The organism is Pseudoflavonifractor sp. AF19-9AC, from assembly GCF_003478995.1.
Lineage (GTDB): Bacteria > Bacillota > Clostridia > Oscillospirales > Oscillospiraceae > Lawsonibacter.
The window spans coordinates 29564-52028 of the sequence record NZ_QUGI01000009.1; the positions used below are offsets into that span (position 1 = coordinate 29564).

The 22465-nt window shown below is 55.8% G+C and carries 24 protein-coding genes; 7 read left to right on the top strand and 17 right to left on the bottom strand.

From position 1 onward, the window contains the following. Positions 1-29: 29 nt before the first annotated feature. The 7 genes from DWX58_RS13720 to hprK form a co-directional block, all read right to left on the bottom strand. Positions 30-788, bottom strand: a complete 759-nt coding sequence (locus DWX58_RS13720; protein WP_118644766.1) for a peptidoglycan recognition family protein — start codon at positions 786-788, stop codon at positions 30-32. 39 nt (positions 789-827) lie between these two features. Beyond that, a complete protein-coding gene (locus DWX58_RS13725) occupies positions 828-1091 on the bottom strand; it encodes a phage holin family protein (protein WP_118644768.1) in 264 nt (87 codons plus the stop codon). Positions 1092-1096: 5 nt separating this feature from the next. Next, positions 1097-1321, bottom strand: coding sequence for a hypothetical protein (locus tag DWX58_RS13730; protein ID WP_118644770.1), 225 nt, complete (start codon positions 1319-1321; stop codon positions 1097-1099). Further along, positions 1321-1770: a hypothetical protein gene (locus tag DWX58_RS13735; RefSeq protein WP_118644772.1), complete on the bottom strand. Its 450-nt coding sequence runs from the start codon at positions 1768-1770 to the stop codon at positions 1321-1323. The genes DWX58_RS13730 and DWX58_RS13735 overlap by 1 nt, the downstream gene beginning before the upstream one ends. Next, entirely contained in the window at positions 1763-2203 is a 441-nt protein-coding gene (locus tag DWX58_RS13740) for a hypothetical protein (RefSeq protein WP_118644774.1), read from the bottom strand. Before DWX58_RS13740 ends, DWX58_RS13735 begins: the two co-directional genes overlap by 8 nt. A 213-nt stretch (positions 2204-2416) precedes the next feature. Then, positions 2417-3367, bottom strand: coding sequence for an ROK family protein (locus DWX58_RS13745; protein WP_118644776.1), 951 nt, complete (start codon positions 3365-3367; stop codon positions 2417-2419). A gap of 3 nt (positions 3368-3370) precedes the next feature. Further along, positions 3371-4324: an HPr(Ser) kinase/phosphatase gene (gene hprK / locus DWX58_RS13750; protein ID WP_118644778.1), complete on the bottom strand. Its 954-nt coding sequence runs from the start codon at positions 4322-4324 to the stop codon at positions 3371-3373. A 241-nt stretch (positions 4325-4565) separates the two neighbouring features. Between hprK and rpmB the strand changes: the two genes are divergently transcribed. After that, complete coding sequence (rpmB, locus tag DWX58_RS13755) at positions 4566-4754, top strand: 50S ribosomal protein L28 (protein WP_087288054.1); 189 nt, start codon at positions 4566-4568, stop codon at positions 4752-4754. A gap of 68 nt (positions 4755-4822) precedes the next feature. Here rpmB and DWX58_RS13760 read toward each other — a convergent pair whose 3' ends face one another. The 3 genes from DWX58_RS13760 to DWX58_RS13770 are packed head-to-tail and all read right to left on the bottom strand — an operon-like array spanning position 4823 to position 6110. Continuing rightward, complete coding sequence (locus DWX58_RS13760; RefSeq protein WP_118644780.1) at positions 4823-5260, bottom strand: hypothetical protein; 438 nt, start codon at positions 5258-5260, stop codon at positions 4823-4825. Then, positions 5257-5904, bottom strand: a complete 648-nt coding sequence (locus tag DWX58_RS13765; protein WP_118644782.1) for a YigZ family protein — start codon at positions 5902-5904, stop codon at positions 5257-5259. Before DWX58_RS13765 ends, DWX58_RS13760 begins: the two co-directional genes overlap by 4 nt. Then, positions 5901-6110, bottom strand: a complete 210-nt coding sequence (locus DWX58_RS13770) for a helix-turn-helix transcriptional regulator (RefSeq protein ID WP_118644784.1) — start codon at positions 6108-6110, stop codon at positions 5901-5903. The genes DWX58_RS13765 and DWX58_RS13770 overlap by 4 nt, the downstream gene beginning before the upstream one ends. 1044 nt (positions 6111-7154) lie before the next feature. On the opposite strand from DWX58_RS13770, the gene DWX58_RS13775 reads away from it, so the two are divergent. After that, a complete protein-coding gene (locus tag DWX58_RS13775) occupies positions 7155-7373 on the top strand; it encodes a hypothetical protein (RefSeq protein ID WP_118644786.1) in 219 nt (72 codons plus the stop codon). A 45-nt stretch (positions 7374-7418) separates the two neighbouring features. Here DWX58_RS13775 and hflX read toward each other — a convergent pair whose 3' ends face one another. The 3 genes from hflX to rpmE all read right to left on the bottom strand — a co-directional run bounded on the left by hflX (position 7419) and on the right by rpmE (position 9568). After that, on the bottom strand, positions 7419-8705 hold the full coding sequence (gene hflX / locus DWX58_RS13780) for a GTPase HflX (protein WP_118644788.1): 1287 nt from the start codon (positions 8703-8705) through the stop codon (positions 7419-7421). 43 nt (positions 8706-8748) lie between these two features. Then, entirely contained in the window at positions 8749-9252 is a 504-nt protein-coding gene (locus DWX58_RS13785) for a flavin reductase family protein (RefSeq protein WP_118644790.1), read from the bottom strand. A gap of 112 nt (positions 9253-9364) precedes the next feature. Further along, a complete protein-coding gene (gene rpmE, locus DWX58_RS13790; RefSeq protein ID WP_118644792.1) occupies positions 9365-9568 on the bottom strand; it encodes a 50S ribosomal protein L31 in 204 nt (67 codons plus the stop codon). A 322-nt stretch (positions 9569-9890) separates the two neighbouring features. Between rpmE and rpsB the strand changes: the two genes are divergently transcribed. Both rpsB and tsf read left to right on the top strand, forming a co-directional pair. Next, positions 9891-10619, top strand: coding sequence for a 30S ribosomal protein S2 (gene rpsB, locus DWX58_RS13795; RefSeq protein WP_118644794.1), 729 nt, complete (start codon positions 9891-9893; stop codon positions 10617-10619). Positions 10620-10729: 110 nt separating this feature from the next. After that, positions 10730-11650: a translation elongation factor Ts gene (tsf, locus tag DWX58_RS13800; RefSeq protein ID WP_118644796.1), complete on the top strand. Its 921-nt coding sequence runs from the start codon at positions 10730-10732 to the stop codon at positions 11648-11650. A gap of 296 nt (positions 11651-11946) precedes the next feature. Here the strand turns inward: tsf and DWX58_RS13805 are convergent, their stop codons facing one another. The 3 genes from DWX58_RS13805 to DWX58_RS13815 all read right to left on the bottom strand — a co-directional run bounded on the left by DWX58_RS13805 (position 11947) and on the right by DWX58_RS13815 (position 14461). Further along, positions 11947-13098 carry an aldo/keto reductase gene (locus DWX58_RS13805; protein ID WP_118644798.1) on the bottom strand — a complete coding sequence of 384 codons (1152 nt, stop codon included), beginning with the start codon at positions 13096-13098 and terminating at the stop codon, positions 11947-11949. A gap of 80 nt (positions 13099-13178) precedes the next feature. After that, the gene (locus tag DWX58_RS13810; RefSeq protein ID WP_243093525.1) at positions 13179-13901 is read right to left on the bottom strand and encodes an SDR family oxidoreductase; all 723 of its coding nucleotides are present in this window, start codon (positions 13899-13901) and stop codon (positions 13179-13181) included. Positions 13902-13912: 11 nt separating this feature from the next. Next, the gene (locus tag DWX58_RS13815; RefSeq protein WP_118644802.1) at positions 13913-14461 is read right to left on the bottom strand and encodes a flavodoxin family protein; all 549 of its coding nucleotides are present in this window, start codon (positions 14459-14461) and stop codon (positions 13913-13915) included. A 242-nt stretch (positions 14462-14703) separates the two neighbouring features. Here DWX58_RS13815 and DWX58_RS13820 point away from each other — a divergent pair, with 242 nt between their 5' ends. From DWX58_RS13820 to larA, 3 genes are all read left to right on the top strand, one after another. After that, positions 14704-15036, top strand: a complete 333-nt coding sequence (locus tag DWX58_RS13820; protein ID WP_279229872.1) for a helix-turn-helix domain-containing protein — start codon at positions 14704-14706, stop codon at positions 15034-15036. A 22-nt stretch (positions 15037-15058) separates the two neighbouring features. Then, positions 15059-15517 (top strand): VOC family protein, encoded by a 459-nt coding sequence (locus tag DWX58_RS13825; RefSeq protein WP_118644806.1) that lies wholly within the window; start codon positions 15059-15061, stop codon positions 15515-15517. 2203 nt (positions 15518-17720) lie between these two features. Continuing rightward, positions 17721-19001 (top strand): nickel-dependent lactate racemase, encoded by a 1281-nt coding sequence (gene larA, locus DWX58_RS13830; RefSeq protein WP_243093528.1) that lies wholly within the window; start codon positions 17721-17723, stop codon positions 18999-19001. 274 nt (positions 19002-19275) lie between these two features. Here the strand turns inward: larA and DWX58_RS13835 are convergent, their stop codons facing one another. After that, positions 19276-22389 carry an AAA family ATPase gene (locus DWX58_RS13835; RefSeq protein WP_158579297.1) on the bottom strand — a complete coding sequence of 1038 codons (3114 nt, stop codon included), beginning with the start codon at positions 22387-22389 and terminating at the stop codon, positions 19276-19278. Positions 22390-22465: the final 76 nt, after the last annotated feature.

The window sequence follows — 22465 nt, forward strand, 5'->3', positions numbered from 1 at the left end:
CCCCTTTCCTCTGATTTTAGCCTTTTCCTTTATCGCGGCGTCTTTGCTGCCGCCCGAGCCATCACCGCGCACTCCTCCCGGGTCACCAGATCCCTAGGGCGGGTGCCGTCTGTCAGGCCCATGGCCGCCGCATCCGCCACCAACTCCGGCATGGTGGGTTCCTGTCCGGCCAGTTCCCGGCGGTACCGTTCCATATAGGCCTTCCACTCCTCGTAGGTCACCTTTTCCTCTCCCTCCAGCGCCCGGGCCACGTCCGCCCGGAAATCGTCCATGGTTTTTCCATGCATTGGGAACCAGTGCATCACGTCGGCATGGTTGCTGGCCACGCCCCTTTTGTACCCTTCGCTGTGGCAGATCACCACACCGTCCGCCCCGGGGTCCAGGGCATACTCTCTGCACAGGAAAGCGGTCAGCTCCACCGCCTCCCGGTACACCGTCTGGAAATAACCGCTGTCCTCCAGTCCGTCCTCACAAATCTCAAAGCCAATGTGGGTATTGTTGGCCGCTCCCCCGGCGTGCCAGCCCCGCATGGTCCAGGGCAGGGTCTGCACCGTTCCCACGGTTCCGTCGGCCAGCTTACCCACAAAGGCGTGGACACACTTGCTGAACCCGGCCCGGTTCCAGTGGTTCCCTCCGGTGTTATAGCCCAGCGCATCGTTTCCCGGCACATACCGGCACACCCAGGGGTTGTTGGCTCCGGTGGAATGGACCATCACCCCCTTGGGGACAATGGTCCTTCCGGCTTTGTAGCAGTCATTTTCTGTGAGCAGCTGCTTGTACAGATTCACCGCTGTTCCTCCCTTGCCCAGCGTTTTTCCCTGTCTCCGTCATCGGGTGATCTGCCGGACCGCCTGATCCACGCCGGTGGCTGCCAGACCGGATACAATACCCACAGCCACGGCGGTCAGAGGATCCTCCGCCGGAAAGTCGGGCAGTCCCAGATACAGCGCAGCCACCCCCAGCGCGCCCCCCACCAGCCCACAGGCGATGGGGATGTACTTGTCGTTGTTCCAGGGGCTGGCCTTGACCACCAGCCCTACCAGATAGCAGATCACCGTGACCGCAGCCACGGAGGCAATACCAAAGTCCATACTGCTCACCTCCTCTCTGTCTTCATGTCCCGGATATCATGCTGCACCTCCACCATCTGACCCTCCAGCTTGTAGGTGCGCTCCACCAGGCTGTTGTGGGCGGATACCTTCCGCTCCAACTGCTCAATGCGGTAAGTGGTCAGTTTGTTGGACACCAGAATCCCTCCAAACGTCCCCGCCAGGGTTCCCACCAGAGACATCCCGGCCACGGCCAACGTGGTCCAATCCATCAGATTGCCTCCCACCCCTGGGGATAGGCATCGGGGGCCCAGGAATTGGAGTCAATGATGGAACGATACACCTGTCCGCCGTAGCGGCAGCACTCCCCCGTCTGGTACAGGCCCCGGCTCCCCTGGGGCGCCACATATTCCTTGGCCCGGTCGGGGTCCGTGGTGTGGCAGACATCCCAGAGGGAAACCGCCTTGTCGGGAGACCAGTCCCCCGCCTGGCTGGCGTCATGCTGCTGCCACAGCTTATAGACCTGCTCCTGCCACTTGTAGGGGGTACCCACCGGAACCGAGGTGTAGTCTCTCTGTCTCCAGGTGGGGACAGCCTCCTCCTTCTCAATCAGTTCCGTGCCGTCGGCCTCCCCCGACACTGCCCGGGTCGCCAGGGCCGCGGCATCCTCCGCGCCCCGCTTCTTCAGTTCCTCAACCGCCAGCGCTACCACATCAGCCATTGCTCTCCACTCCTTCCTCATAGGCCGCCTCCAGCTCTTCCTTCAGGGCCCGGCTGCCTTCGCTCTCCAGCCGGACGATGGTGTCATCCTTCTGCCGGATCTCCTCCTGCTGGCGGGCTACGGCGCTCTCCAGCTCCGCCACCTGACTCTGATAGCCGGTCACGTCGCCCAGGTACTGCTCGCCCACCTGAAGCACCACCGTGTAGCTCCGGGTGGCGGCGGTGTACCGGATGTCGGACACCACAAACCCGTAGCCCACGGGCAGGATGCTCTCCCCCTCAATGGAGGGCTTCTCCCAGTGGATGGCCTCCACCTGCTCCAGGGTGGCCAGCTCCCGCTCGAACACCACCAGATACTGCCCGTTTCCGCTCCCCCGCATCACCAGGCCGCAGGGAATCCCGTCGATTCGGATGCTGCTTCCATATAAGCTCATCTGCTCCACTCCTCTCGGTATGTTCGGGGACTTCTCCCCACTGTGGAGCGGCAACGGGCAATTGGTGCCCGCCCCCGTGCACCTTACGTTTCCATACCGCGGGGGGAATCGCAAAAGGAAAAAGGACCCGCCGGCAGCTCCAACGGGTCCTTCTTTGTTCTTTATACCTATATGAAAGCCGCCTCCGGCCCAAACCGGAGGCGGCTTTTTCGTTTACAGAGAATTGCACAGCAGAGCGGCACCCACCACGCCTGCGTCGTTGCCCAGAGAGGCCCGTACCAGCCGGGTGGGCATGGTCTTGTCGAAGCTGCCCTTCTTTACCAATTCGGTCAGCGGGGTCAGCAGCAGCTCATCGTCGGCATTGCTCACGCCGCCGCCCATGCAGATGACCTCGGGCTGCAGGACGTTGACGAGGCTGATGAGGCCCAGCGCCAGCTCCTGCCGATAGGCCTCCAGCACCTCCAGCGCCGTCTTGTCCCCCTCCTTGGCAGCCTGGAAGGGAGTGCGGCCCTGGACCTTTTCCAGATCGCCGCCGCACACCTGCCACAGCAGGCTGTCGGGGTTCTGCTCCATAGCCTCCCGGGTCATGCGGATGAGGCCGGTGGCCGAGCCATACTGCTCCCAGCAGCCCTGGTTGCCGCAGCCGCAGGTCAGCCCGCCGGGCCGGGTCACCATGTGGCCCACCTCCATGCCGGAGTTGGCAAAGCCGGTGAACAGCTTGCCGTCCACCACCATGCCGCCGCCGATACCGGTGCCCAGGGTAATCATCACCGTGGGGCTGCATCCCTTGGCCGAACCGGCCCAGTACTCACCCAGGGCAGCGCAGTTGGCGTCGTTGCCCAAATAGACAGGCACGTCCCACTCCCGCTGGAAGAGCTCCCGGAGGGGGGTATTGCGGAAGGGCATGTTGGCGGTCATCACCACCACACCCGTCTTGTTGTCCACCAGGCCGGGGATACCCACGCCTACCGCCTGAATGCCCTCCCGGGACAGGCCTCCGGCCAGACGGGCTTCCTCCGCCAGGGAGGCCAGCTCCCGGCACAGGTCCCGGTCGGACATGCTCTTGTCCACCGGACGGCTGGCCTTCTTCAAAATAGCGCCCTGATCATTTACCAGGCCGGCCACCAGATTGGTGCCGCCCACATCAATTCCAATATATGCCATCGTTTATCCCTCGGCTTCCTTCATCAGCTTTTCAAAGTGTCGATCCATACGCTCCGCCAACTCCTGAGCCGCGTTGTGGCCCATCTTGCGGTGGCGGTTGTTCATGGCAGCCACCTCCACAATGCTGGCCAGATTCCGGCCCGGCTTCACGGGAATGGTGACAGCGGGAATCTTGACTCCCAGGATTTCGGTAAAGGCGCCCTCCAGCCCCAGGCGGTCATACACCGCATTGTCGTCCCAGGGCTCCAGCTTGATGACCAGGTCGATCTGCTGCTTCATCTTAATGGCGCCCATACCGAAGAGGTGGCTGACGTCGATGACGCCGATGCCCCGCAGCTCCATATAGCGGCGGATGAGCTCGGGGGCGGTGGCCTCCAGGGTACCGGAGTTGGTCTCCTTGATCTCCACGGCGTCATCAGCGATAAGGCGGTGGCCGCGCTTGATCAGCTCAATGGCCACCTCGCTCTTGCCTACGCCGGACTCGCCCTGGAAGAGCACGCCCTCGCCGTAGATTTCCATCATAACGCCCGAGCGGGTGATGCAGGGGGCCAGGCGGTTAAAGAGGCTGCCAATGAGGGCGCTCATGAAGGCGGAGGTGTGGGCTTGGGTGCGCAGCACGGTGCGGCCGTACTTCTCCGCCATCTCCAGGCACTCGGGGAAGGCCTCCAGGCCACGGGTGATGATGAGGGCGGGCACCGGATAGGCCAGCAGCCGGTCAAAGCTCTCCCGACGGCGCTCCGGGGTCATGCCCGCCACATAGGTGGTCTCGGTCAGACCGATGAGCAGCAGCCGCTTGGTGTCAAAATGCTCGAAAAAGCCCGCCAGGGGCAGACCGGGACGGTTGACGTCCACGGTATGGAGCGGGACGTCCTCATAATCCGGCCCCTTGCTTAAAATTTCAAGGTCAAACTCCCGAATAATTTCTCCCAGCTTCACGCTGTGCGCACTCTCCGACATAGCGTCCCCTTTCTCCCGGTTGGGTCTCGACCCGTGTCCGCTCCGGGAACGGATTGTTTGTACTACTTAGTATAGACGAAAATCCATTCCTGCGCAAGACCGGGTGAATTTCCGCACAATTTTTTCTTCCCATTTTTCTCCCTGTTTTGCGAAAAAAAGTCTTGCATTTTCCAGGGAACTCTGCTATGATATCAGTCGTAGCTTTTTGGAAAGCGATTCTCATAGCGAGGAGGTAAGCAACATGGCCAAATGCGAATTCTGCGACAAGGGCGTCACCTTCGGCATTCAGGTTTCCCACTCCCATCGTCGTTCCAACCGCACCTGGAAGCCCAACGTGAAGCGCGTGAAGGCGATCGTGAAGGGCACTCCCACTCACGTGTACGTCTGCACCAGATGCCTCCGTTCCGGTAAGGTCACCCGCGCTGTGTAATGGAATATGGCAACTCAAAGGGCCCGCGTCATTGACGCGGGCCCTTTTGTTTTTTGTTTTGTTTCGCTTCAGCGGCCTCTGGCCTGCTTTTCCAGAGCCCGGAACACCTTTTCCTGAACGGGCGTGCGCATGCGGCGGGGATAGCTCCGGTCATAGCTTCTGGCCAGCTGCTCCGCCCGGTCACAAGGCAGCAGCGGCACCAGCGGCAGGGCATGCCCCTGGGCGGCCTCCATCATGGGGGCGGTCAGCCGTTTCCCGAATTTCTCCGCCATGGTCAGCAGAAACTCCACTGCCTCCTCCGCCTGGTCCGCGGGCCACTCTCCTCCGGCCAGACGCCCGGCCAGCTCACCCAGCTCATTATAAAAATCCATATGGTACGGAGAGCGCTTGGGGTCGTTTCCAAAGCCCAGAATCCCGTCCCCGGGACGCAGGTTGGCCGCCAGCCGGTCCATGGAATTCTGATACCGCTCCATACAGGCCTGCATCAGCACAACGCTTTCGTTCATAATTGTTCCTCCTTCTGCGCCCGCCAGGGCACATCCTTCAGCTGTTCTCCTGCCTCCAGCACCTCCACGGTGCCGGCGGTGGCGTCCAGCACATGGGCTGCAAACTCCTCCGCCCGCTCCTCAGGCAGCAGGGCGGAGAGGACCACGTCGGAGCCGTAGTCCACCCCTTCCACCACACCGTCAAAGGCGGACACCTCCCGGCGCATGGCCTCAAACTGGGCATAGGTGCAGGGGACCTCCATGGCCACCCACCGGCGCACCACGGAAATGCCCGCCGCGTCCAGGGCGTCCTTGGCACTCTGGGTATAGGCCCGAACCAGGCCGCCCGCCCCCAGCAGGATGCCGCCAAAGTACCGGGTGACCACACAGCACACGTTGACCACGCCCTCCCGCTGGAAGACGTTGAGCATGGGCTGGCCCGCCGTGCCCTGGGGCTCGCCGTCATCGGAGTAGCGCACCGGGCCGTCCTTTATAATGTAGCACCAGCAGTTGTGGCGGGCGTCGTAGTGCTTTTTCCGGGTCTCCTCAATGCGGGCACGGGCCTCCTCCTCGCTCTCCACCCGCCAGACGTGGCCGATGAAGCGGGAGCGCTTTTCCACAAACTCCGTCTCGCTGGAGGTGGTGGGGATATAATACTCGGTCATTGGCCGCCCTCCTGGTCCTCGTCGGGAAAGAGTTTGATGTCCAGAGCGTCACATATTCGGAAAAAGACTTCCAGAGAAGGGCTTTTTCGTCCACTCTCAATTTCATTCATAAAAGACTGGGTGATCCCCACTACTTTTGCCAGTTTATACTGGCTCCAACCCAGCTTTTCTCTTTTCTGTCTTATTACGACCTTGTAATCTGCCATAGCTATCACCGGATTTATTATAGCTCTGAGCTATGTCTCAGAAAATATATAGCTTTCAGCGATTGACAGTGTCTCCATTTCGTTGTATAATCGCTATTAGCGATATGTGGGATAACAAATCTTCACGTAAAGTAACTGCTATCCACTTCTCTCATCTATCCTAATTTCTCTCCACTCGGTAGGGGCGGATGTCCTCATCCGCCCGCCGTGTCGGGTCAAAAACTGTGTACAGGGAGATTTCGCCTGCGGGCGAGTTCCTTTTGCAGCGGTGCAAAAGGAACCAAAAAACCGCCGGGGGCGGCTCACGGGCATTTAGCAATGCCCTATCCCGCCTCCCCCCGGACCCCCCTATTTTTTTACGAAGGAGCCACCAAGAACGCAGGAAATAACTTACCGGCGCGGGAAAAGTCCAGAATGCGTGTCTAAGCGCCAACCGCTGCCGCTCAGTCCGGGTTGAACAACCTCCTACTCCTACAAGAGACAACGCGCCTAACCTTCTGCCCTCGCGGGAGGGGGCGGACAGACGCCTCCGTCGCCGAGACGTGCGCGAGATTGGCGGAACTGCACCATAAAACGCACCTGCGTTTCGGGGCCACACCCGCCCACAGGTTTCGTCGCTTGCCCCGCCGGTTCCCCGCTGAACCTTCCAGGACACTGCCAGCCCCAGGGGGTACATCCAATAGGGGGGCCGCAGTGGGAACCCAATGGAAGCCCAGCGTAGCGGGTTCCATTGGGAGAGGACGAGCGACGGAATGATTGCGCCTTGCCCTTTAGGGCGAGGCGCAGGATATGAAGTCCGCGAGGACGAGGTTGGTCGTTTCAAGGGGATGGAATTTTAATCAGAGGGAAATCGAAATCCCTCTCCCCTTTGACGGTTCTTTGGTGACTTTCTGTCCGCACAGAAAGTCACTCGCCCGCAGGCGAAACATCCTTTTTATGCTAAGTTCAACAATACAAATCGACGGGCCGATGGGGACATCGGCCCCTACGAAAAAGTGCCTTACACACCTTAGACACAAAACTTGAAAAAAAGAAGGTATGCTTATGAACCCCAACCCGACCTGGCAGGAGGAACTTCTGGAGACCGCCGATGCCCTGGAAGAGGAGGCCTTGCTGCTCACCCTGCTGTGCGGCGCATCCCTCTCCCCTTCTCCCCCAGCCTCTGAAGCCATCCGCGCCCGGTGCTTCAATCGACTTCGTGACTATCTGGAGCAGCACACCTTCGATCTCCGAATCCTGGCCGAATCCGCCGTCCAGGCATGAAAAACGGCGGGGTCTCCCCCGCCGTTTTCTTAATTCCTACCTATTTTACTCTTCCCAGGGCTCCTTGTGGGGCTTCCAGCCCTCCACCAGTGGCCCCAGCTGGCCGATGATCTTGGGCGTACATACTGCCACCACGTCGATGGTCTCGCTGTACTCCACCTGCTCCACCTTAGCCTCCTGGTAAAGCCGCTCCAGAATGCCGCCCTTGTCATAGGGCAGATGGATGGTCACCCGACGGGCGCCGTTGTCCAGCACCCTGTCGATGGCAGCCAGAAGCTCCGGCAGCCCCTCCCCCGTCTTGGCGGAGATGGACACAATGTTCTCCCCGTGGGGCCGGATGTCCCCGGTCCACCGGTCGCACTTATTGAACACCTCAATACGGGGGGTCTGGTCGGCTCCCAGCTCGTGGATCAGCTCGTCCACCACCTCCGCCTGCTCCCTCCACTCCTCGTTGGAGGCGTCAATGACGTGGAGCAGCAGGTCAGCAAAGGACAGCTCCTCCAGGGTGGCCTTGAAGGCCTCCACCAGATGGTGGGGCAGCTTGCGGATAAATCCCACCGTGTCGGAGAGGAGCACCGTGCAGGTATCGGAAATTTCCAGAGTGCGGGTAGTGGTGTCCAACGTGTCAAAAAGCCGGTTATTGGCGGGAATCTCCGCCCCAGTGAGCTTATTTAAAAGGGTGGACTTACCTGCGTTGGTGTAGCCCACAATGGCCACCACCGGCACCTCATTTTTAATCCGCCGCTCCCGCTGAGTGGCCCGGACCCGGCGCACATCCTTCAATTCTCCCTCCAGTTTGGAGATCTTCCGGTGGATGTGCCGCCGGTCGCTCTCCAGCTGGGTCTCACCGGGGCCGCGGGTGCCGATGGCCCCCTCCTGCCGCTCCAGGTGCTTCCACATACCGATGAGCCGGGGCAGCAGGTACTTGTACTGGGCCAGCTCCACCTGGAGACGGCCCTCCCGGGTACGGGCCCGCTGGGCGAAGATGTCCAGAATCAGGGCGGAGCGGTCCAGCACCGACACGCCGATGTCCTCGCTGAGGACTCGCTGCTGGGAGGGAGACAGGGCGTTGTCAAAGATGACCATGTCCGCGTTCATGGCCTCCACCAGCTGCTTCACCTCGGCCACCTTACCCTCGCCGATGAAGGTGCGGGGGTCCGGGCTGTCCTTGGACTGCATCACCATACCCACCGTCTCGCCCCCCGCCGTCTCCAGCAGGTCGGACAGCTCCTCCATGGAAGCCTCAGTGGCATTTTCCTCCCGGGACAGGCTGAAAGCGTCCAGCCCCACCAGCACCGCCCGGTTTCTTGTCTCTTGGATGTGTTGTTCCATAGTTCCTCCCCGCCGCCCCCCAGGGGCCGGCGGCACAATCTTCTCAGGCCTGGCAGTAGGCCTCCACAATTTCGCCGATATACATGGTGTGGTAATCCTGGTCAGGATACCACTTCTCCTTCACGTCCTGAGGGATGCGGTCGGGGTCCATTTCCTGGACAAAGCGCTTGCGGCACACCAGCACCAGGCGGGCCTGCTCAAAGTAGGGGGCTCCGCAGTCGGCAGTGCGCACCGTAAAGCCGCACTCCTTAATTTTGTCCACATCCCGGCCGCTCTTGCTCCCGCACAGGGCGAGAGCCTTGCGGTACTCCTCGCCAAAGAAAGTCAGGGTGAAGTACTCCTCCCGGTCCAGAAACTCCTTGGTATAGCGCTGAGGACGGATATAGCAGGTGGCGGCCGGAGCGCCCCACAGCACGCCCAGTCCGCCCCAGGAGGCGGTCATGGTGTTGCACTTCTCCTCCGTACCGGCAGTCACCAGCATCCACTGGTCTCCGATGAGGGAAAATACGTTGTCCTTAATATTCTTGGGATCGATACGCTGAAACATACTTGCTGCCTCCTGTCTTTTCTTTCAGTCTATGTCCGCTGCCCCGGAAGGATACCCGGCAGAATTGCAAAAAGCCGCACCGAAAACTCGGCGCGGCTTTTGAAGGCGAATCTTACTTGTCGAGGCCAAACTTCTTGTTGAAGCGGCTGACACGGCCGCCAGTGTCCACCATCTTCTGCTTACCAGTGTAGAAGGGGTGACACTTGGAGCACACTTCCACGCGGATGTCCTTCTTGGTGGAGCCGGTCTCAATGACGTTGCCACAGGCGCACCGGATGGTGGTCTGCTCGTAGTTGGGGTGGATGCCTTCCTTCATTATGTTCACCTCTTTCTCCATGGAGGGTCATTTCGTAAACGCATCAGATATAATAGCATAGTTTTCTTGGAAAAGCAACTGTTTTTTTCAAAAAACTTATGCACTCTTTTTCCCTTGGGGCCCATGGAAATTTTCCAAATGTTACAAAGGTATTTTTTCCCGCTGTCTGGAAAAAACTATTGCAATCAGTCTTAAATTGTGATAAAATACCGAAGCATTATGCGTGGGAGTGCGGATTTTTCGCCCGGTGCCCGGGTGTCCGGGTTGGCGGAGAACATGATGCCCCCAGAAGAATCAACTGAAATTTAGGAGGAAAACTAACATGGCAGTCGTATCTATGAAGCAGCTGCTGGAGGCCGGCGTTCACTTCGGCCACCAGACCCGTCGGTGGAACCCCAAGATGGCCACCTACATTTACACCGAGCGCAACGGCATCTATATCATTGACCTGCAGAAGACCGTGAAGAAGCTGGAGGAGGCCTATAACTTCGTCCGCGAGCTGGGCGAGAAGGGCGAGACCATCCTCTTCGTCGGCACCAAGAAGCAGGCTCAGGAGGCCATCAAGGAAGAGGCCGGCCGTGTTGGCATGTACTGGGTGAACGCCCGCTGGCTGGGCGGCATGCTCACCAACTTCAAGACCATGCGTGGCCGCGTGGACCGTCTGAACCAGCTGAAGAAGATGCAGGAGGACGGCACCTTCGACATGCTGCCCAAGAAGGAAGTCATGAAGCACATGGGCGAGATTGCCAAGCTGGAGAAGTACCTGGGTGGCGTGACCGAGATGAAGAAGCTGCCCGGCGCCCTGTTCGTCGTTGACCCCCGCAAGGAGCGCAACGCCATCAACGAGGCCCGCAAGCTGAACATCCCCATCGTGGCTATCGTGGACACCAACTGCGATCCCGACGAGATCGACTACGTCATCCCCGGCAACGACGACGCCATCCGCGCCATCAAGCTCATCTCCTCTGTCATGGCCAACGCCATCCAGGAGGGCAAGCAGGGTCAGGATGAGGCTCCCGCCGCTGAGGCTGAGGCTCCCGCCGCCGAGTAAGCGACCCCATCTTTTCAACAGCGCCCGCCCGCGCGGGCGGGCGCTGTTTTTCTATGCACACAAAGGGCCGGCTTTCGCCGGTCTGAATACAGATATGGAGGAATGTAATTATGGCGATTTCCGCTAAGGACGTACAGAAGCTGCGCGAGATGACCGGCGTTGGCATGATGGACTGCAAGAAGGCTCTGACCGAGGCCAACGGCGATTTCGACAAGGCCATCGAGTGGCTGCGTGAGAAGGGCCTGGCTGCCCAGACCAAGAAGGCCGGCAAGATTGCTGCCGAGGGCGTGTCCTACGCCATCGTGGCCGACAACGGTGTGGGCGTGGTCATCGAGGTCAACTCTCAGACCGACTTCGTGGCCAAGAACGAGGTGTTCCAGCAGTTCGTTAAGGATCTGGCCAACGTGGTTGCCACCGAGAATCCCGCCGACGTGGAGGCTCTGAAGGCCTGCACCTATCCCGGCACCGACCGCACCGTGGCTGACGTCACCGCTGACAAGGTTCTGGCCATCGGCGAGAACATCCAGATCCGCCGCTTCGTCCGCTATGCCGAGGGCGTGAACGTCCCCTATATCCACATGGGCGGCAAGATCGGCGTGCTGGTGAATCTGGCTGTCGAGGGCATCGAGGCTGACAAGGTTGTGGAGCTGGGCAAGGACGTGGCTATGCAGATCGCCGCCATGAACCCCTCCTTCCTGGATAAGTCCGACGTGGATCAGGCCACTCTGGACAAGGAGAAGGAGATCCTGCTGGCTCAGGCCAAGGAGGACCCCAAGAACGCCAACAAGCCCGAGAACATCATCGAGAAGATGGTGATGGGCCGCATCGGCAAGTACTACGAGGAGAACTGCCTGCTGCAGCAGGCCTTCGTGAAGGAGAACAAGGTCTCCGTGGAGAAGCACGTGGCCGAGGTTGCCAAGCAGCTGGGCGGCAAGATCACCGTCAAGGCCTTCACCCGCTTCGCTACCGGTGAGGGCATCGAGAAGAAGGAGGACGACTTCGCCGCTGAGGTCGCTTCCATGATTAAGTAAGCTTCTTGAGGCCATCCCCCCGCATCTTAGCCTCATTGTCCACTCAATAATGACTCAAAAGGAGTCCAAGGTAATCGTAATGATTGCCCTGGGCTCCTTATTTTTTTGGAGACCTAAGGGATCAAGAAAATCCTTTGAGTCTCCCTATATTAAATATAGACATCGGCATGAAAGAAGATAGCCATGCGAAAAGCGATATAGTAGGTTCAGACATCGCGTCAGACTTCCTCTATAAAACAAAGAGCTGGAACGATGATTCCTGCTCTTTCGTTATTTTTCGTGTAATCTATTGTTGATTATTTGCGTCTAAAAATCTCTCGTGCTCTCTTCATGTTTTCCCGAATCTTGACACCGAACGGACAGTTAGGTTCACACCGTCCGCACATCAGGCAATCCTCTGCCGTAGCTGAAAGTGCCCAATAATGCTGCGCTACCGTTTCCGGCACAGTATCCTGCTGGGTTGCCAGATCCAAAAACTTGGTTACAGCTGCAATATCAATATGGGCGGGACAGGGCTGGCAGTGGTTGCAGTACATACAGCGCCCAGTCATGTGAATGGCATTCCCGCTGCTGAAAATATGGGCATAGCTGCGCTCTTCATCGGTCACATCGTAGTATTTTACCGCCTCCAGCACTTCTTCCACGGTGTGGCAGCCGACGATCACCACTTTTACGCCGTTGCGGTCCAGACAATATTGAATACACTGAGGCACCGTCATAGCCACACCAAAGGGAGAACTCTCTGCTTTCAGCAGCGTACCGGCCCCCAAGGGCTTCATAACGGTAATTGCTACGCCCTTGGCCTCACAGGCAGAATATAGCTTCTGACGTGCTTCATCCACAACCAGACCGCTCTTTTCCATACCCTTAAACTCCATCAGGTCGTAAATATCGGTGTCGGCTGCCTCCATATCGTAGGCGGGGTTGATGCTGAACATCAAAGCGTCGATCCAGCCGCTCTCCACGGCTTTCAGGGCAATGTGCGGATTGTGGGAGCTCATACCGATATGCCGGATCACGCCCTTTTCCTTCAGTTCCTTCGCGTATTCCAAGACTGGCCCTTCAAAAACGGTCTGGAAATCCTCTTCACTGTCAATGTAATGGATCATGCCAACGTCGATATAGTCAGTATGCAGACGCTCCAGCAGATCGGCAAAGGAACGCTTTGTCTTTTCGATGTCACGGGTACGAGTGTACTGGCCATCCTCATAGATGGTGCAGAGATGTCCCTGGATGATAAACTGATCCCGACGTCCTTGCAAGGCAATGCCGAGGTTATCACGGGTAGGAGCCTGCGGCATGAAGATGTCAATGTAGTTGATCCCATGCTCCTGTGCCGCATCCACAATTGTCGTGCTTTCTTCGGCGGTCAGGCCGTTGAACCACTCGCCGCCCAACCCAATCTCGCTGACCTTTAATCCGGTTCGTCCCAATGTTCTGTATTTCATAAGACACAAGTTCTCCTTTTTTATTGGTTCAAAAACTGCCGCAGCAGACCCATAAAATCTGCTGCGGCAATCCATCCGCTTTAGTCCTCCTGCTTCGTTTTTGCGATCACGATTTCACGGACGCAGACGTTCTGCGGCATCTGATAAGCAAACCAGGCGCAGTCCGCAATCTGGGAAGGCTCCAGTCCTCCCTCGATGCTCTGCTTCCAGAGATTGTAGTTGTTTTTGATCTCCTGACTGGAGGTATGGGAAAGAAGCGGTGTTTCCACAACGCCGGGAGCAATCACGACCATGCGGACATTGCTGCCGGAAACTTCTTTGCGCATGCTTTCGGTAATGGCATGAACCGCATACTTGGTCCCGCAATAGACAGAGTGGTTGTCGAAAGTCTTTCTTCCGGCAATGGAGCTGATGTTGATAATGGTTCCCTCGTTGCGGGCCATCATGTCAGCCAGCACAGCCTTTGTCCCGGCCAGAACACCCTTGACATTGACGTCGATCATCCGGCTCCATTCCTCAAAGTCCTGCTCCGCCGGATAGCCCAGCAGCATCAGACCGGCACAGTTGATCAGCAGATCCGTCTTTCCGTACAGATCTTCCGCCTCTTGGATCGCGGCCTGCATAGCGGAAAGGTCGGTGACATCCACGCTGCGGCACAGGCAGTTGGGCAGATTCAGCTCTTCCATCACTTCTTTTCTTCTGGCCAGCATCAGAACGGGATGTCCCTCGCTGGAAAATCGCTTGGCAAACTCCATACCAATACCGGAACTGGCTCCGGTAACGACAACTAATTTCTTCATCATAGAATCTCCCTTCAATTCTGGTTTATAATGGCAGCACAGGCCTCTCTCAGCTGATTGAGCACGCCGTCCTGCATCATCAGTTCCCCCGGCTCGTATGCGGAGAAAGACATGGAAAATGCCGGCTCCCAGTGCAGATATTCGGCAATACAGCGGAACTGCTCGTGGATCAGACGGTACTGCGGATTCTCCAGCTCATTGGCGCCGACTACCATAACACCAATTTTTTTGTGCATGGTCTTGAACTGAGAATCCTGGGAATAGAACTTGTCCACAACCATTTTCAGCTGGGCCGACATGCCCCACCAGTAGACCGGCGTGCCGAAAATCACTGCATCTGCCTGTATGATCTTCTGAATCACTGCATCGGATTCGTCAGGACAAACACAATGCCCGCCATTCCTTTTGCAGCTATCGCACGCACAGCAGCCGCTGAGCTTCAGATTGCAGACATCCAGAACTTCAACGATGTTCCCATCCTCCAGAATCCCTTTCATCGTCTGGAGCACAGCATGGGTGTTGCCGTGATGTCTTGGGCTTCCGTTCAGAATTAAAATATTCATTCTTTAGCCTTCCTTTTCCTTCCTATGGATTTGAGTTCCCATGCCATCGCTTTGACCGCTTTTGTCATGGAATCCCTCCCGAACAAGCAAAGTACTATCTTGCATTATCAGAAAAATGCGATATACTCGCATTATATAGTCCTTTATAATCTTCAACAAGTACGCACATTATTTTTATAAAGTGAAGTAATTTTCACTATAAGAGGTGAAGTACAGTGGAAAAAATCATGGTCACTTGCGAGATGGAAGTAACCTTGAAAATGATCGGTGGGAAATGCAAGCCGCTTATTTTAGACAGTCTGATCCGCAACGGTACGCAGCGGTTCAGTGAGTTGATGCGGGAGATCACCCAGGTTTCTCAAAGGACCCTTACAAACCAGCTTCGTGAACTGGAAAGTGACGGTTTGATCACCCGCACGGTATATGCGGAAGTCCCGCCACGGGTAGAATATTCCATCACTTCAAAGGGAAAGTCTCTGGAACACATTTTGGAACTTATGTGTGAGTGGGGCGAGAAGAACATTGACGACCGGTTTGTCATGACAAATCCACAATGTTCCGACTGCGAAGATTGATTGCAAGGAAGGAGATACCGCTATGCTGAACGAGGTCATGCATATTGGAATTACAGTCAGCGACATGGAGCGCTCCATCTCATTTTACCGAGATGTTTTAGGGCTTGACTATCAAGGCGAATTGATGATGGAGGGACCGGAGACCGATGCGTTATTCCATTTGTCCGGCTGCAAAGTACGGGTCGCCTATTTGAATGGAAGTTCGGAGCTCTTTGCCCCGCCGGTAGAATTGATTCAATTTTTGGCACCTGGATTTGAAGTAAGTCACCCTGATCTGCAGAAGACTTCCATTTCTGAACTTTGCTTTCACTGTGAGAACATTGACCAGCTATATCGACATCTGAAGGATCATCAGGTGGAGTGCTTGTCCGAGCCGCAGTCTTTTGATTTCACAAAGTATGGTTTTGGAAAAAGCAGAGCAATATATTTTAAAGATCCGGACGGGATCGTTTTAGAAGCAATTCAAAATATAGACAAATAGGCCTTACAGTTCCCCACAGAGTCCGGAATTATTACTTTAATTGAAGATATATCCGAAGTATCATTACAAAAAATGTGAATTTTGCTTCATCCTCCCCTAAACAAAAGCGTTTGTTTAGGCCTTCAAAGCGACAATACTAAAACTGTACCCAAAGGACTACTATCTTAAATACAAATAGGCTCAACAGTTAAATATTACTTTTCTCCTCTTAACACACAGTATTTCATTTCTTTACCCGATGCAGCAGTATTCGACGGTCTTGTTATTCCAAACAGCAGACTGACTCTTTGCTTCCCTGCATCGAGCCCATGTTATTAAGTTGTTGTCCACAGGTACAACAGACCCACCACGCCAATTTTCTTTGTATATAAGATATTCCCTCTCATTTATCATGAAAAAATGACAACTTATCACGGCTTGAAACAGTCACTTTTAGAAAACCTAAAATATGATTTTCCCATGGCGCATATAATACTTATGACTCTACAAACAAGTTACACTGCATCACAGACTTTACTCTGAGAGCACGTTCCAAATTGTCTGACAGACCGCTTCTCTCTTTGTAAAAACAAAGCGGACATGTGGATACATGGTTTGATGCCGCAAGATCTGTTTGTAGAAGTGGGTCCCAACAAAAGTCTGGTTTTTAATTGTACACTGCCACTGAGCTACATCAGAGATCTGGTCCACACGATCGTCTGGTATCAGTACCAACCACATACACCAGCTGCTTACCTGCGCTCTGTGCAAGGAGCGCGGCATCTTTATAGGAGCCTCTGTTTTGAGAACCTGCAAAATCCTTGTAGAGTTCCAGTATGTTATCTTTGCGGTCTACAATAACATTGCCCCCCAACAAAGTATAATCTCCAGCAGGTAAGTACTTGTGGCAGGATAATAACACTATACTCTGCGCACCAATCGACCATGGGGGATTTGCCTTCCCGGCTATCGGCACTCAGAACTGGTAGCCCGGACAAGTTTGCCAACAGCAATGCGTGCCGCCAGTTAGGGCCTCCTTGCCGCCACCCGCCTTCAGCACTAACACGGATATCTTCTGGCGTGATTCGATAAGCAGATACTGGCAATGATTTTTTAACATCTATATAGTTTGCATCGCTCCGGCGATGGAGCTCCAGACAAATATAATGTCCTGCAGATTCTTCCAATGATTGCATCCTGACGTGGTCGCCGCGATTGAGTGCATCCAGTGCACACCGGATGGCAATGGTCCCCCTATACTTACCCAGTCTCCAGGCCAGAGACCACTTGCCGGTCTGCTGATACATATAGGTAGCCCATCCCACACATGGGCAACCGATATGTCATAGCGGATATAATAGGCCACATCATCCTGCCTAACTGCAAGAATTTTTACTCGATAGATACCATCCATCGGAGTCTTAGGTGGGTACATTGACTCTCCTCCAAAACAATCGATTTGACTTGCTGATTGATTATAGGCAAGACAACTCAAATTTATTGGCAGGAAGTTTCTCCTTGATCCAGTAACACTTATAACTTGCAAGGCAATACAGGAACCGCTATAATTTCTTTAGCAGAAACGAATTCCCCTTAGGTACCTTGTACTTGTCCCCCCGCAAACAAGCTCATTGTCCCTAAATAATGACTCCCATAAGAGCCCGAGGAAATTCGTTTCCCTGGGCTCTTTTTTATTTCTTTTCGTTTCTTCTCCCGGGTTTTAACTAAATTTAGAGTATTTTTGAACTTTTTTGAAAATATTTGGGTGAGCGTCCGGATGTTAAAATGGCTGGACAAACGACCGTTTTGGATGGGAACGATCACACTTCTTGAGGCTTTCCTGTAAAATAACGGTAAGAGGGGCCAGGGAAACGAAGTTTCTCGGACCCTTTTTAATTTCCCTTTTACTCTTTGTCCATTTTTATTTTGATTTGGGTTTTTCGACCGAAATCAAAAGGTATGACAGACCTGTGATCGGACACCAAAAGCAGTCTCCCATCAAAAATCGCCGGATGTGACGATCAACGGATTTTGTGGCACTATCGAGTATGCCTCAAGTCCCACTCAAGAAATATACGGCCCTTCAAATTACTGACACGCAGGAATGTATATTTTTCAACGAAGTTTACATCGACTTTTTTCCACAAGTACGGTATACTTGCATTGAATTATTTGCCGAAGGACGCCTCTTAGAAAGGAATGAATCATCATGATGATTGAGCCCATGAAATGCGGAACGGAGGAATTTGAGGTCCACCTTCCCGCTGAACTGATTGCAGCGGAGTTGGAGCCAAATCGGGTGGAACTGCCCCAACGGACACCGGCAGAGCACATCCGCTGGGCCCTGGATCATCCCATCGATTCGGCACCATTGAAGGAACTGGTGAAAGCAGGAGATAAGGTGTGCATCGTCATCTCCGATGTTACCCGCCGCTGGCAGTCTCCGGAGACCTATATTCCCGTGCTGATTGCAGAGCTGGAATCTGCCGGCGTCCGGGATGAGGACATGCTGATTATCTCCGCCACCGGAACGCACCGCCGTCAAACTCCGGAAGAACACATGGGCCTAGTGACCAAGGAGGTTTATGACCGCATTGACCTGGTGGATCATGTGTGTACCGATGAGGAAAATCTCGCCTATGTGGGTACTACCACCCGTGGAACTCCTGTGTGGCTGGACAAACGAGCCCTGGCTTGCAACAAGATCATCCTCACCGGCGGCGTAGTGTACCACTTCATGGCGGGCTTCGGCGGCGGCCGCAAGAGCATTCTGCCGGGGATTTCCGGCCGGGAGACCATCATGAAAAACCATAACCTTGCCCTGAATCCCGGTCTCGGAAACGGCTCGAATCCCCAGGTTCGCAGTGCCAATATGACGGAAGCCAACCCGGTCCATGCCGACATGATGGAGGCCTGCTCCATGGCCACCCCCACCTTCCTGGTGAATGTTGTGGTCAACGACGACCAGCAGATCATCGCCGCCTTTGCCGGCAATTGGATTACTGCCCACCGGGCCGCTTGTGACCTGGTAGACCAGATGTATGGCGTACCGGCCAAGGAGAAGACTCCGCTGGTGATTGCCAGCGCCGGCGGTTTCCCAAAAGATCTTAATTTTTACCAGACGATCAAGACCCTCTCCAACGCTTTGGAGGTAGTGGCAGACAATGGAACCATTATTCTGGTGACACAGTCCCAGGAGGGCTTTGGCAGCGCCGATACTCAGCGCCAGATTGCCGGCTTTGCCACCATGGTGGAGCGGGAAAAGGATCTGCGGGAGAATTTTTCCATCGGGGCATTCATCGGTTACCTCTTTGCCGAGAGCGCCGAAAAGTACCATATGATCGTGGTCACAGGCATGGAGCAGTCGGACTTCGGCCCCTCTAAGATTCACGCGGTCAAAACGCTTGATCAGGCCCTGGCACTGTCCCGGGAGCTTAATGACGGCAAAGACCTGCGAGCCACCCTGATGCCTCACGGTGCAAATACCCTGCCCAAGTTCTCATAAGGGAAGCCAAAGGATTTTTAAAAATACATGTTCAATGTTAAATAAATAATTTTACATAGAAAAGTCCGTAAGAACTTCCGTTTCAGCAGTTCTTACGGACTTTTTTCGGTTCATTTGTCTGCTCTCCTCGACCGGAGACAAACTGCCCCCAGCGAAGGGAACCGCAATCAGGCACTCTCATGCAGCACAACTTGTTCTGATTTCTGCCCGTACCCCAGCCTTATGCAAAAAGATTTTTTCTGCCGATCGCTTTCAAAAAAGCAAGCCAATCCGTTCAGCCTCTGGTTTGAATCTGTTGCTCCACCTGGTGAAGATACGCCTCATCAACGGGAGAATAAACAGGCGCCAACAGGTCCCGGGCCCGCTCCACATAGGTTTCCGGCGGACAGGTGATATACTGAGAAAAGACTGCCTGCAGTTCGGGATTTTCTTCCATCTCCAGCGCAATCTGGGCAAAAATCCGGTTCAGAACGCCAAGCTCGTAGCGGCTTCCCAGCTGCTCCGAGCATCGCTTTGCGATGATCAGGCTGGTCAGGGCCTCCTGGTAACGCCCCTTCAGCACATGGAGCCTGCCAAAGTAGGAGAAGGCGATTCCCCGTTCCCACAGCAGTTCAATCTTATTGAAGCACTCCACCGCCTTGGAAAGGTATTCCTCCGCTTGATCCAAATCGCCGCTGTCCACAGCCGCCTGCCCCGCGTAGGTGTAGAAGGTGGCGGCACTGCCGCTGAGGCGGTAGTCCTTGCAGTTGGCGATGGCCTCCTCGTAGCAGGAGAGCGCCCCCTCATAGTCGCCCTGCATCCGCTTGGCTTCCCCCAGCCCCGCATAGGAGGCCGCCAGGTTATAGCGGTACTGTTCCTTCTCCATGGAATGCTCAAAGATGTCAATGGCCTGAATAAACTGCTGCTGACTGTCGGCCAGGTCGCCTGTCATGATGTCGCTCATGCCGTGCAGACGGTTCCAGATGGCCATCTCCTCCGGCTTGCTGTGTCCGGTCAGAAGCTGGATGGAGGACTGCACCAGCTCCCGCATGGGCTCCGGCTCATACCGGTTCATGTAGACGCAGATTTTCTGCCGGCTGGCCTTGATCAGGTTCTTGCGGCACTGCTCGGAATCAATGGGCTGGTTGAATTCCACCAGCTTCTGAATGTAGGCAAGCCCCCGGTCATAGTCGGCAACCCGGATGTAGTACCGCCCCATCATGTGGTAATAGTCAGAGAGATAGTCCTGGCGGTCCTGCTGGTCAAAGCTGCCCTCGTTGGCCTTTACCAGCTCCTCAATGCGCTGCAGCAGCCCGGAAATGCCGCTGTTGTCCTCGCTGTCCGGCGACAGACGGCTGGCGGCACCAAGCCACGGTCCCTCGCTGACTACCGGATAATATTCATGGGCCCGGTTGAGCAGGGTATATACGTATTTGATGCAGTATTTCAGATATTTCTTCTGGTTCTTGGCCCGCTCAAAGTGATACATGAGCCTGTGATAGACCGGGAAATCCCGCCCGGTGCCGGTGAGCTTTTGCTCCAGGCAGACGGCCACCCGCTCGTGAAACACCCGCCGCTTGGTCATGGACAGCTCGGAATACACATACTCCAGTATTTTCTGGTGAGTGAACTGGAAACAGACGCCCTCCGGCGTGCTCTTTTCACAAATCAGCTGCTTGTCCATCAGTGTATCCAGAATATCCATCAGTTCATATTCCGGCTTCCGTGACAGCTCCTGAAGCAGTTCAAAGGACGCGCCGTCAAAAAACAGGGAGAGCAAATCCAGAATGGTCCGCTCGTCCGGGGAGAGCAGCATGGTCCGCTGCCGGATGGTGTCGCGCATGTTCTGGGTAATATCCGCCAGGGCGCCGTTATACTTAAAATTGTTCACCGTTTCGATGATAAAAAACGGATTGCCCTCCGTCTCATAATAGAGCTGTTTCCGCAGCTCCGAGGACTCAAACTGGCGGGGAAGCAGCAGGTCGGCCAGGGCCACGGTGTCTTCAAATCCGAACCGCTCCAGGGCAATCTCCCGCAAAAAGCGCGCCAGACGCATATCCTCCAGGAACCGGGCAACATAGGCGGGATGCGTCCCGCGGCAGCCCAGAACAAAGAGAATGTTCCGGTTTTGATTGGCCGTCAGGATATCCTGGATCAGAGACACAGTAACAGGGTCCGCCCACTGGAGGTCGTCCAGACAGAGGACCACCTTCCGGTCCTTTGCAAACCGCAGCACCGTGTGGGTAATGGCCCGCTCACTTCCGTCGTAGGCCTGCACGCTGATGAGGTCCTGATCAATGGGCTCCGCCTGGGCCTCCGCCAGGTGGGGAAAGACCTGGCCGGCCATGAAGCGAAAGTAAGTGTCCCGGCTGTCCATGGGGCGCTTCTTCATCGCGCTGAGGATCGCCTCAAAGATGGTCTGCCAGGGCTTCAGGGCAAAGGATTCCTCCGCGTGGTAACAGGAGGCCCGAAACAAAAATACATTGCCGCCTGTCTGCAGTCCCTTGCACAGGTGGTCCAGCAGGGTGGTTTTTCCAATGCCAGCCTCTCCAATGACTGCCTGGCTGACTGCCACTCCGCCGTTGACAAAATGCAGAACATTTTCCACCAGGGCCTTCTGCTCCGCGCTCCGGCCGAAGATGGGCGTCTTGTCCGGCTCGGCCACCCCCGGGCGCGCCGCAGGCTGGACGGAGACCTGGATGGTCTGCTTCCGTTCCCGCTTCATCTGCTCGGTCAGCCGGGCAATTTTTTCGCCCGGGAACTGAAACAGGTCCTCCGCCAGCAGAGTCCGCAGCCGCTCATAGAGGGACAGGCCCTTGTGGTACTCCCCCCGCATCCGGTAGATCTCCATCAGATAGTAGTAGCCGTCTTCGTCGTATTCGTCCAGGGCCACCAGACGCTTGGCCTGGTCCTCGCACGCCGACCAGTTCTTCTGGCGGAAGCTGCTCTCAACGGCCTGCTTCAGCCGCTCCATATAAATCTGCTTCAGCTCCTGCCGCGTACTCTGGATCCACTCGTTGAAATACTCATTTTCCTTGAGGTAAAACTCCTGGAGAAATTCCCCCGGGTCCGAATCCGGCACACTGTCCCCCGGCGCTTTCAGCTGCTCCACATCCAGGCTGATGGCAATCCTGGGGTTAATCCGGAGGATATTCTTCTGGGGCTCCACCAAAAAGTCCGGGAAGAACGCCCGCCGCAGGACATAAATGGCATTTCTCATGTTGGACTTTGCCTTCCGCTCGTCCAGATGGCTGCCCCAGATGAGGTCGGCCGCCTTGCTGCGGGACACCTCGTGCTCCACCAGCAGATAGTACAGCAGCGCCTCCGCCTGCTTGAACGGAAGGTTGACGACCTCATCGTTAAGCAGAATACGGGGAGGGCCCAGAAGAAGCCCCGTCAGCTTGTCCACATGCATCCGCCTCCCTTGCTGCACGGCAGCAATCTTGGTTTCCCCGACGGTTCGGGAATTCAATAGGTATTTTATT

Bases quoted from the DNA above. Each gene is read 5' to 3' on its own strand.
- DWX58_RS13725 (WP_118644768.1), bottom strand. From the start codon at position 1,091: ATGGACTTTGGTATTGCCTCCGTGGCTGCGGTCACGGTGATCTGCTAT.
- DWX58_RS13730 (WP_118644770.1), bottom strand. From the start codon at position 1,321: ATGGATTGGACCACGTTGGCCGTGGCCGGGATGTCTCTGGTGGGAACC.
- DWX58_RS13735 (WP_118644772.1), bottom strand. From the start codon at position 1,770: ATGGCTGATGTGGTAGCGCTGGCGGTTGAGGAACTGAAGAAGCGGGGC.
- DWX58_RS13740 (WP_118644774.1), bottom strand. From the start codon at position 2,203: ATGAGCTTATATGGAAGCAGCATCCGAATCGACGGGATTCCCTGCGGC.
- DWX58_RS13745 (WP_118644776.1), bottom strand. From the start codon at position 3,367: ATGGCATATATTGGAATTGATGTGGGCGGCACCAATCTGGTGGCCGGC.
- hprK (WP_118644778.1), bottom strand. From the start codon at position 4,324: ATGTCGGAGAGTGCGCACAGCGTGAAGCTGGGAGAAATTATTCGGGAG.
- rpmB (WP_087288054.1), top strand. From the start codon at position 4,566: ATGGCCAAATGCGAATTCTGCGACAAGGGCGTCACCTTCGGCATTCAG.
- DWX58_RS13760 (WP_118644780.1), bottom strand. From the start codon at position 5,260: ATGAACGAAAGCGTTGTGCTGATGCAGGCCTGTATGGAGCGGTATCAG.
- DWX58_RS13765 (WP_118644782.1), bottom strand. From the start codon at position 5,904: ATGACCGAGTATTATATCCCCACCACCTCCAGCGAGACGGAGTTTGTG.
- DWX58_RS13770 (WP_118644784.1), bottom strand. From the start codon at position 6,110: ATGGCAGATTACAAGGTCGTAATAAGACAGAAAAGAGAAAAGCTGGGT.
- DWX58_RS13775 (WP_118644786.1), top strand. From the start codon at position 7,155: ATGAACCCCAACCCGACCTGGCAGGAGGAACTTCTGGAGACCGCCGAT.
- hflX (WP_118644788.1), bottom strand. From the start codon at position 8,705: ATGGAACAACACATCCAAGAGACAAGAAACCGGGCGGTGCTGGTGGGG.
- DWX58_RS13785 (WP_118644790.1), bottom strand. From the start codon at position 9,252: ATGTTTCAGCGTATCGATCCCAAGAATATTAAGGACAACGTATTTTCC.
- rpmE (WP_118644792.1), bottom strand. From the start codon at position 9,568: ATGAAGGAAGGCATCCACCCCAACTACGAGCAGACCACCATCCGGTGC.
- rpsB (WP_118644794.1), top strand. From the start codon at position 9,891: ATGGCAGTCGTATCTATGAAGCAGCTGCTGGAGGCCGGCGTTCACTTC.
- tsf (WP_118644796.1), top strand. From the start codon at position 10,730: ATGGCGATTTCCGCTAAGGACGTACAGAAGCTGCGCGAGATGACCGGC.
- DWX58_RS13805 (WP_118644798.1), bottom strand. From the start codon at position 13,098: ATGAAATACAGAACATTGGGACGAACCGGATTAAAGGTCAGCGAGATT.
- DWX58_RS13810 (WP_243093525.1), bottom strand. From the start codon at position 13,901: ATGATGAAGAAATTAGTTGTCGTTACCGGAGCCAGTTCCGGTATTGGT.
- DWX58_RS13815 (WP_118644802.1), bottom strand. From the start codon at position 14,461: ATGAATATTTTAATTCTGAACGGAAGCCCAAGACATCACGGCAACACC.
- DWX58_RS13820 (WP_279229872.1), top strand. From the start codon at position 14,704: ATGGAAGTAACCTTGAAAATGATCGGTGGGAAATGCAAGCCGCTTATT.
- DWX58_RS13825 (WP_118644806.1), top strand. From the start codon at position 15,059: ATGCTGAACGAGGTCATGCATATTGGAATTACAGTCAGCGACATGGAG.
- larA (WP_243093528.1), top strand. From the start codon at position 17,721: ATGAAATGCGGAACGGAGGAATTTGAGGTCCACCTTCCCGCTGAACTG.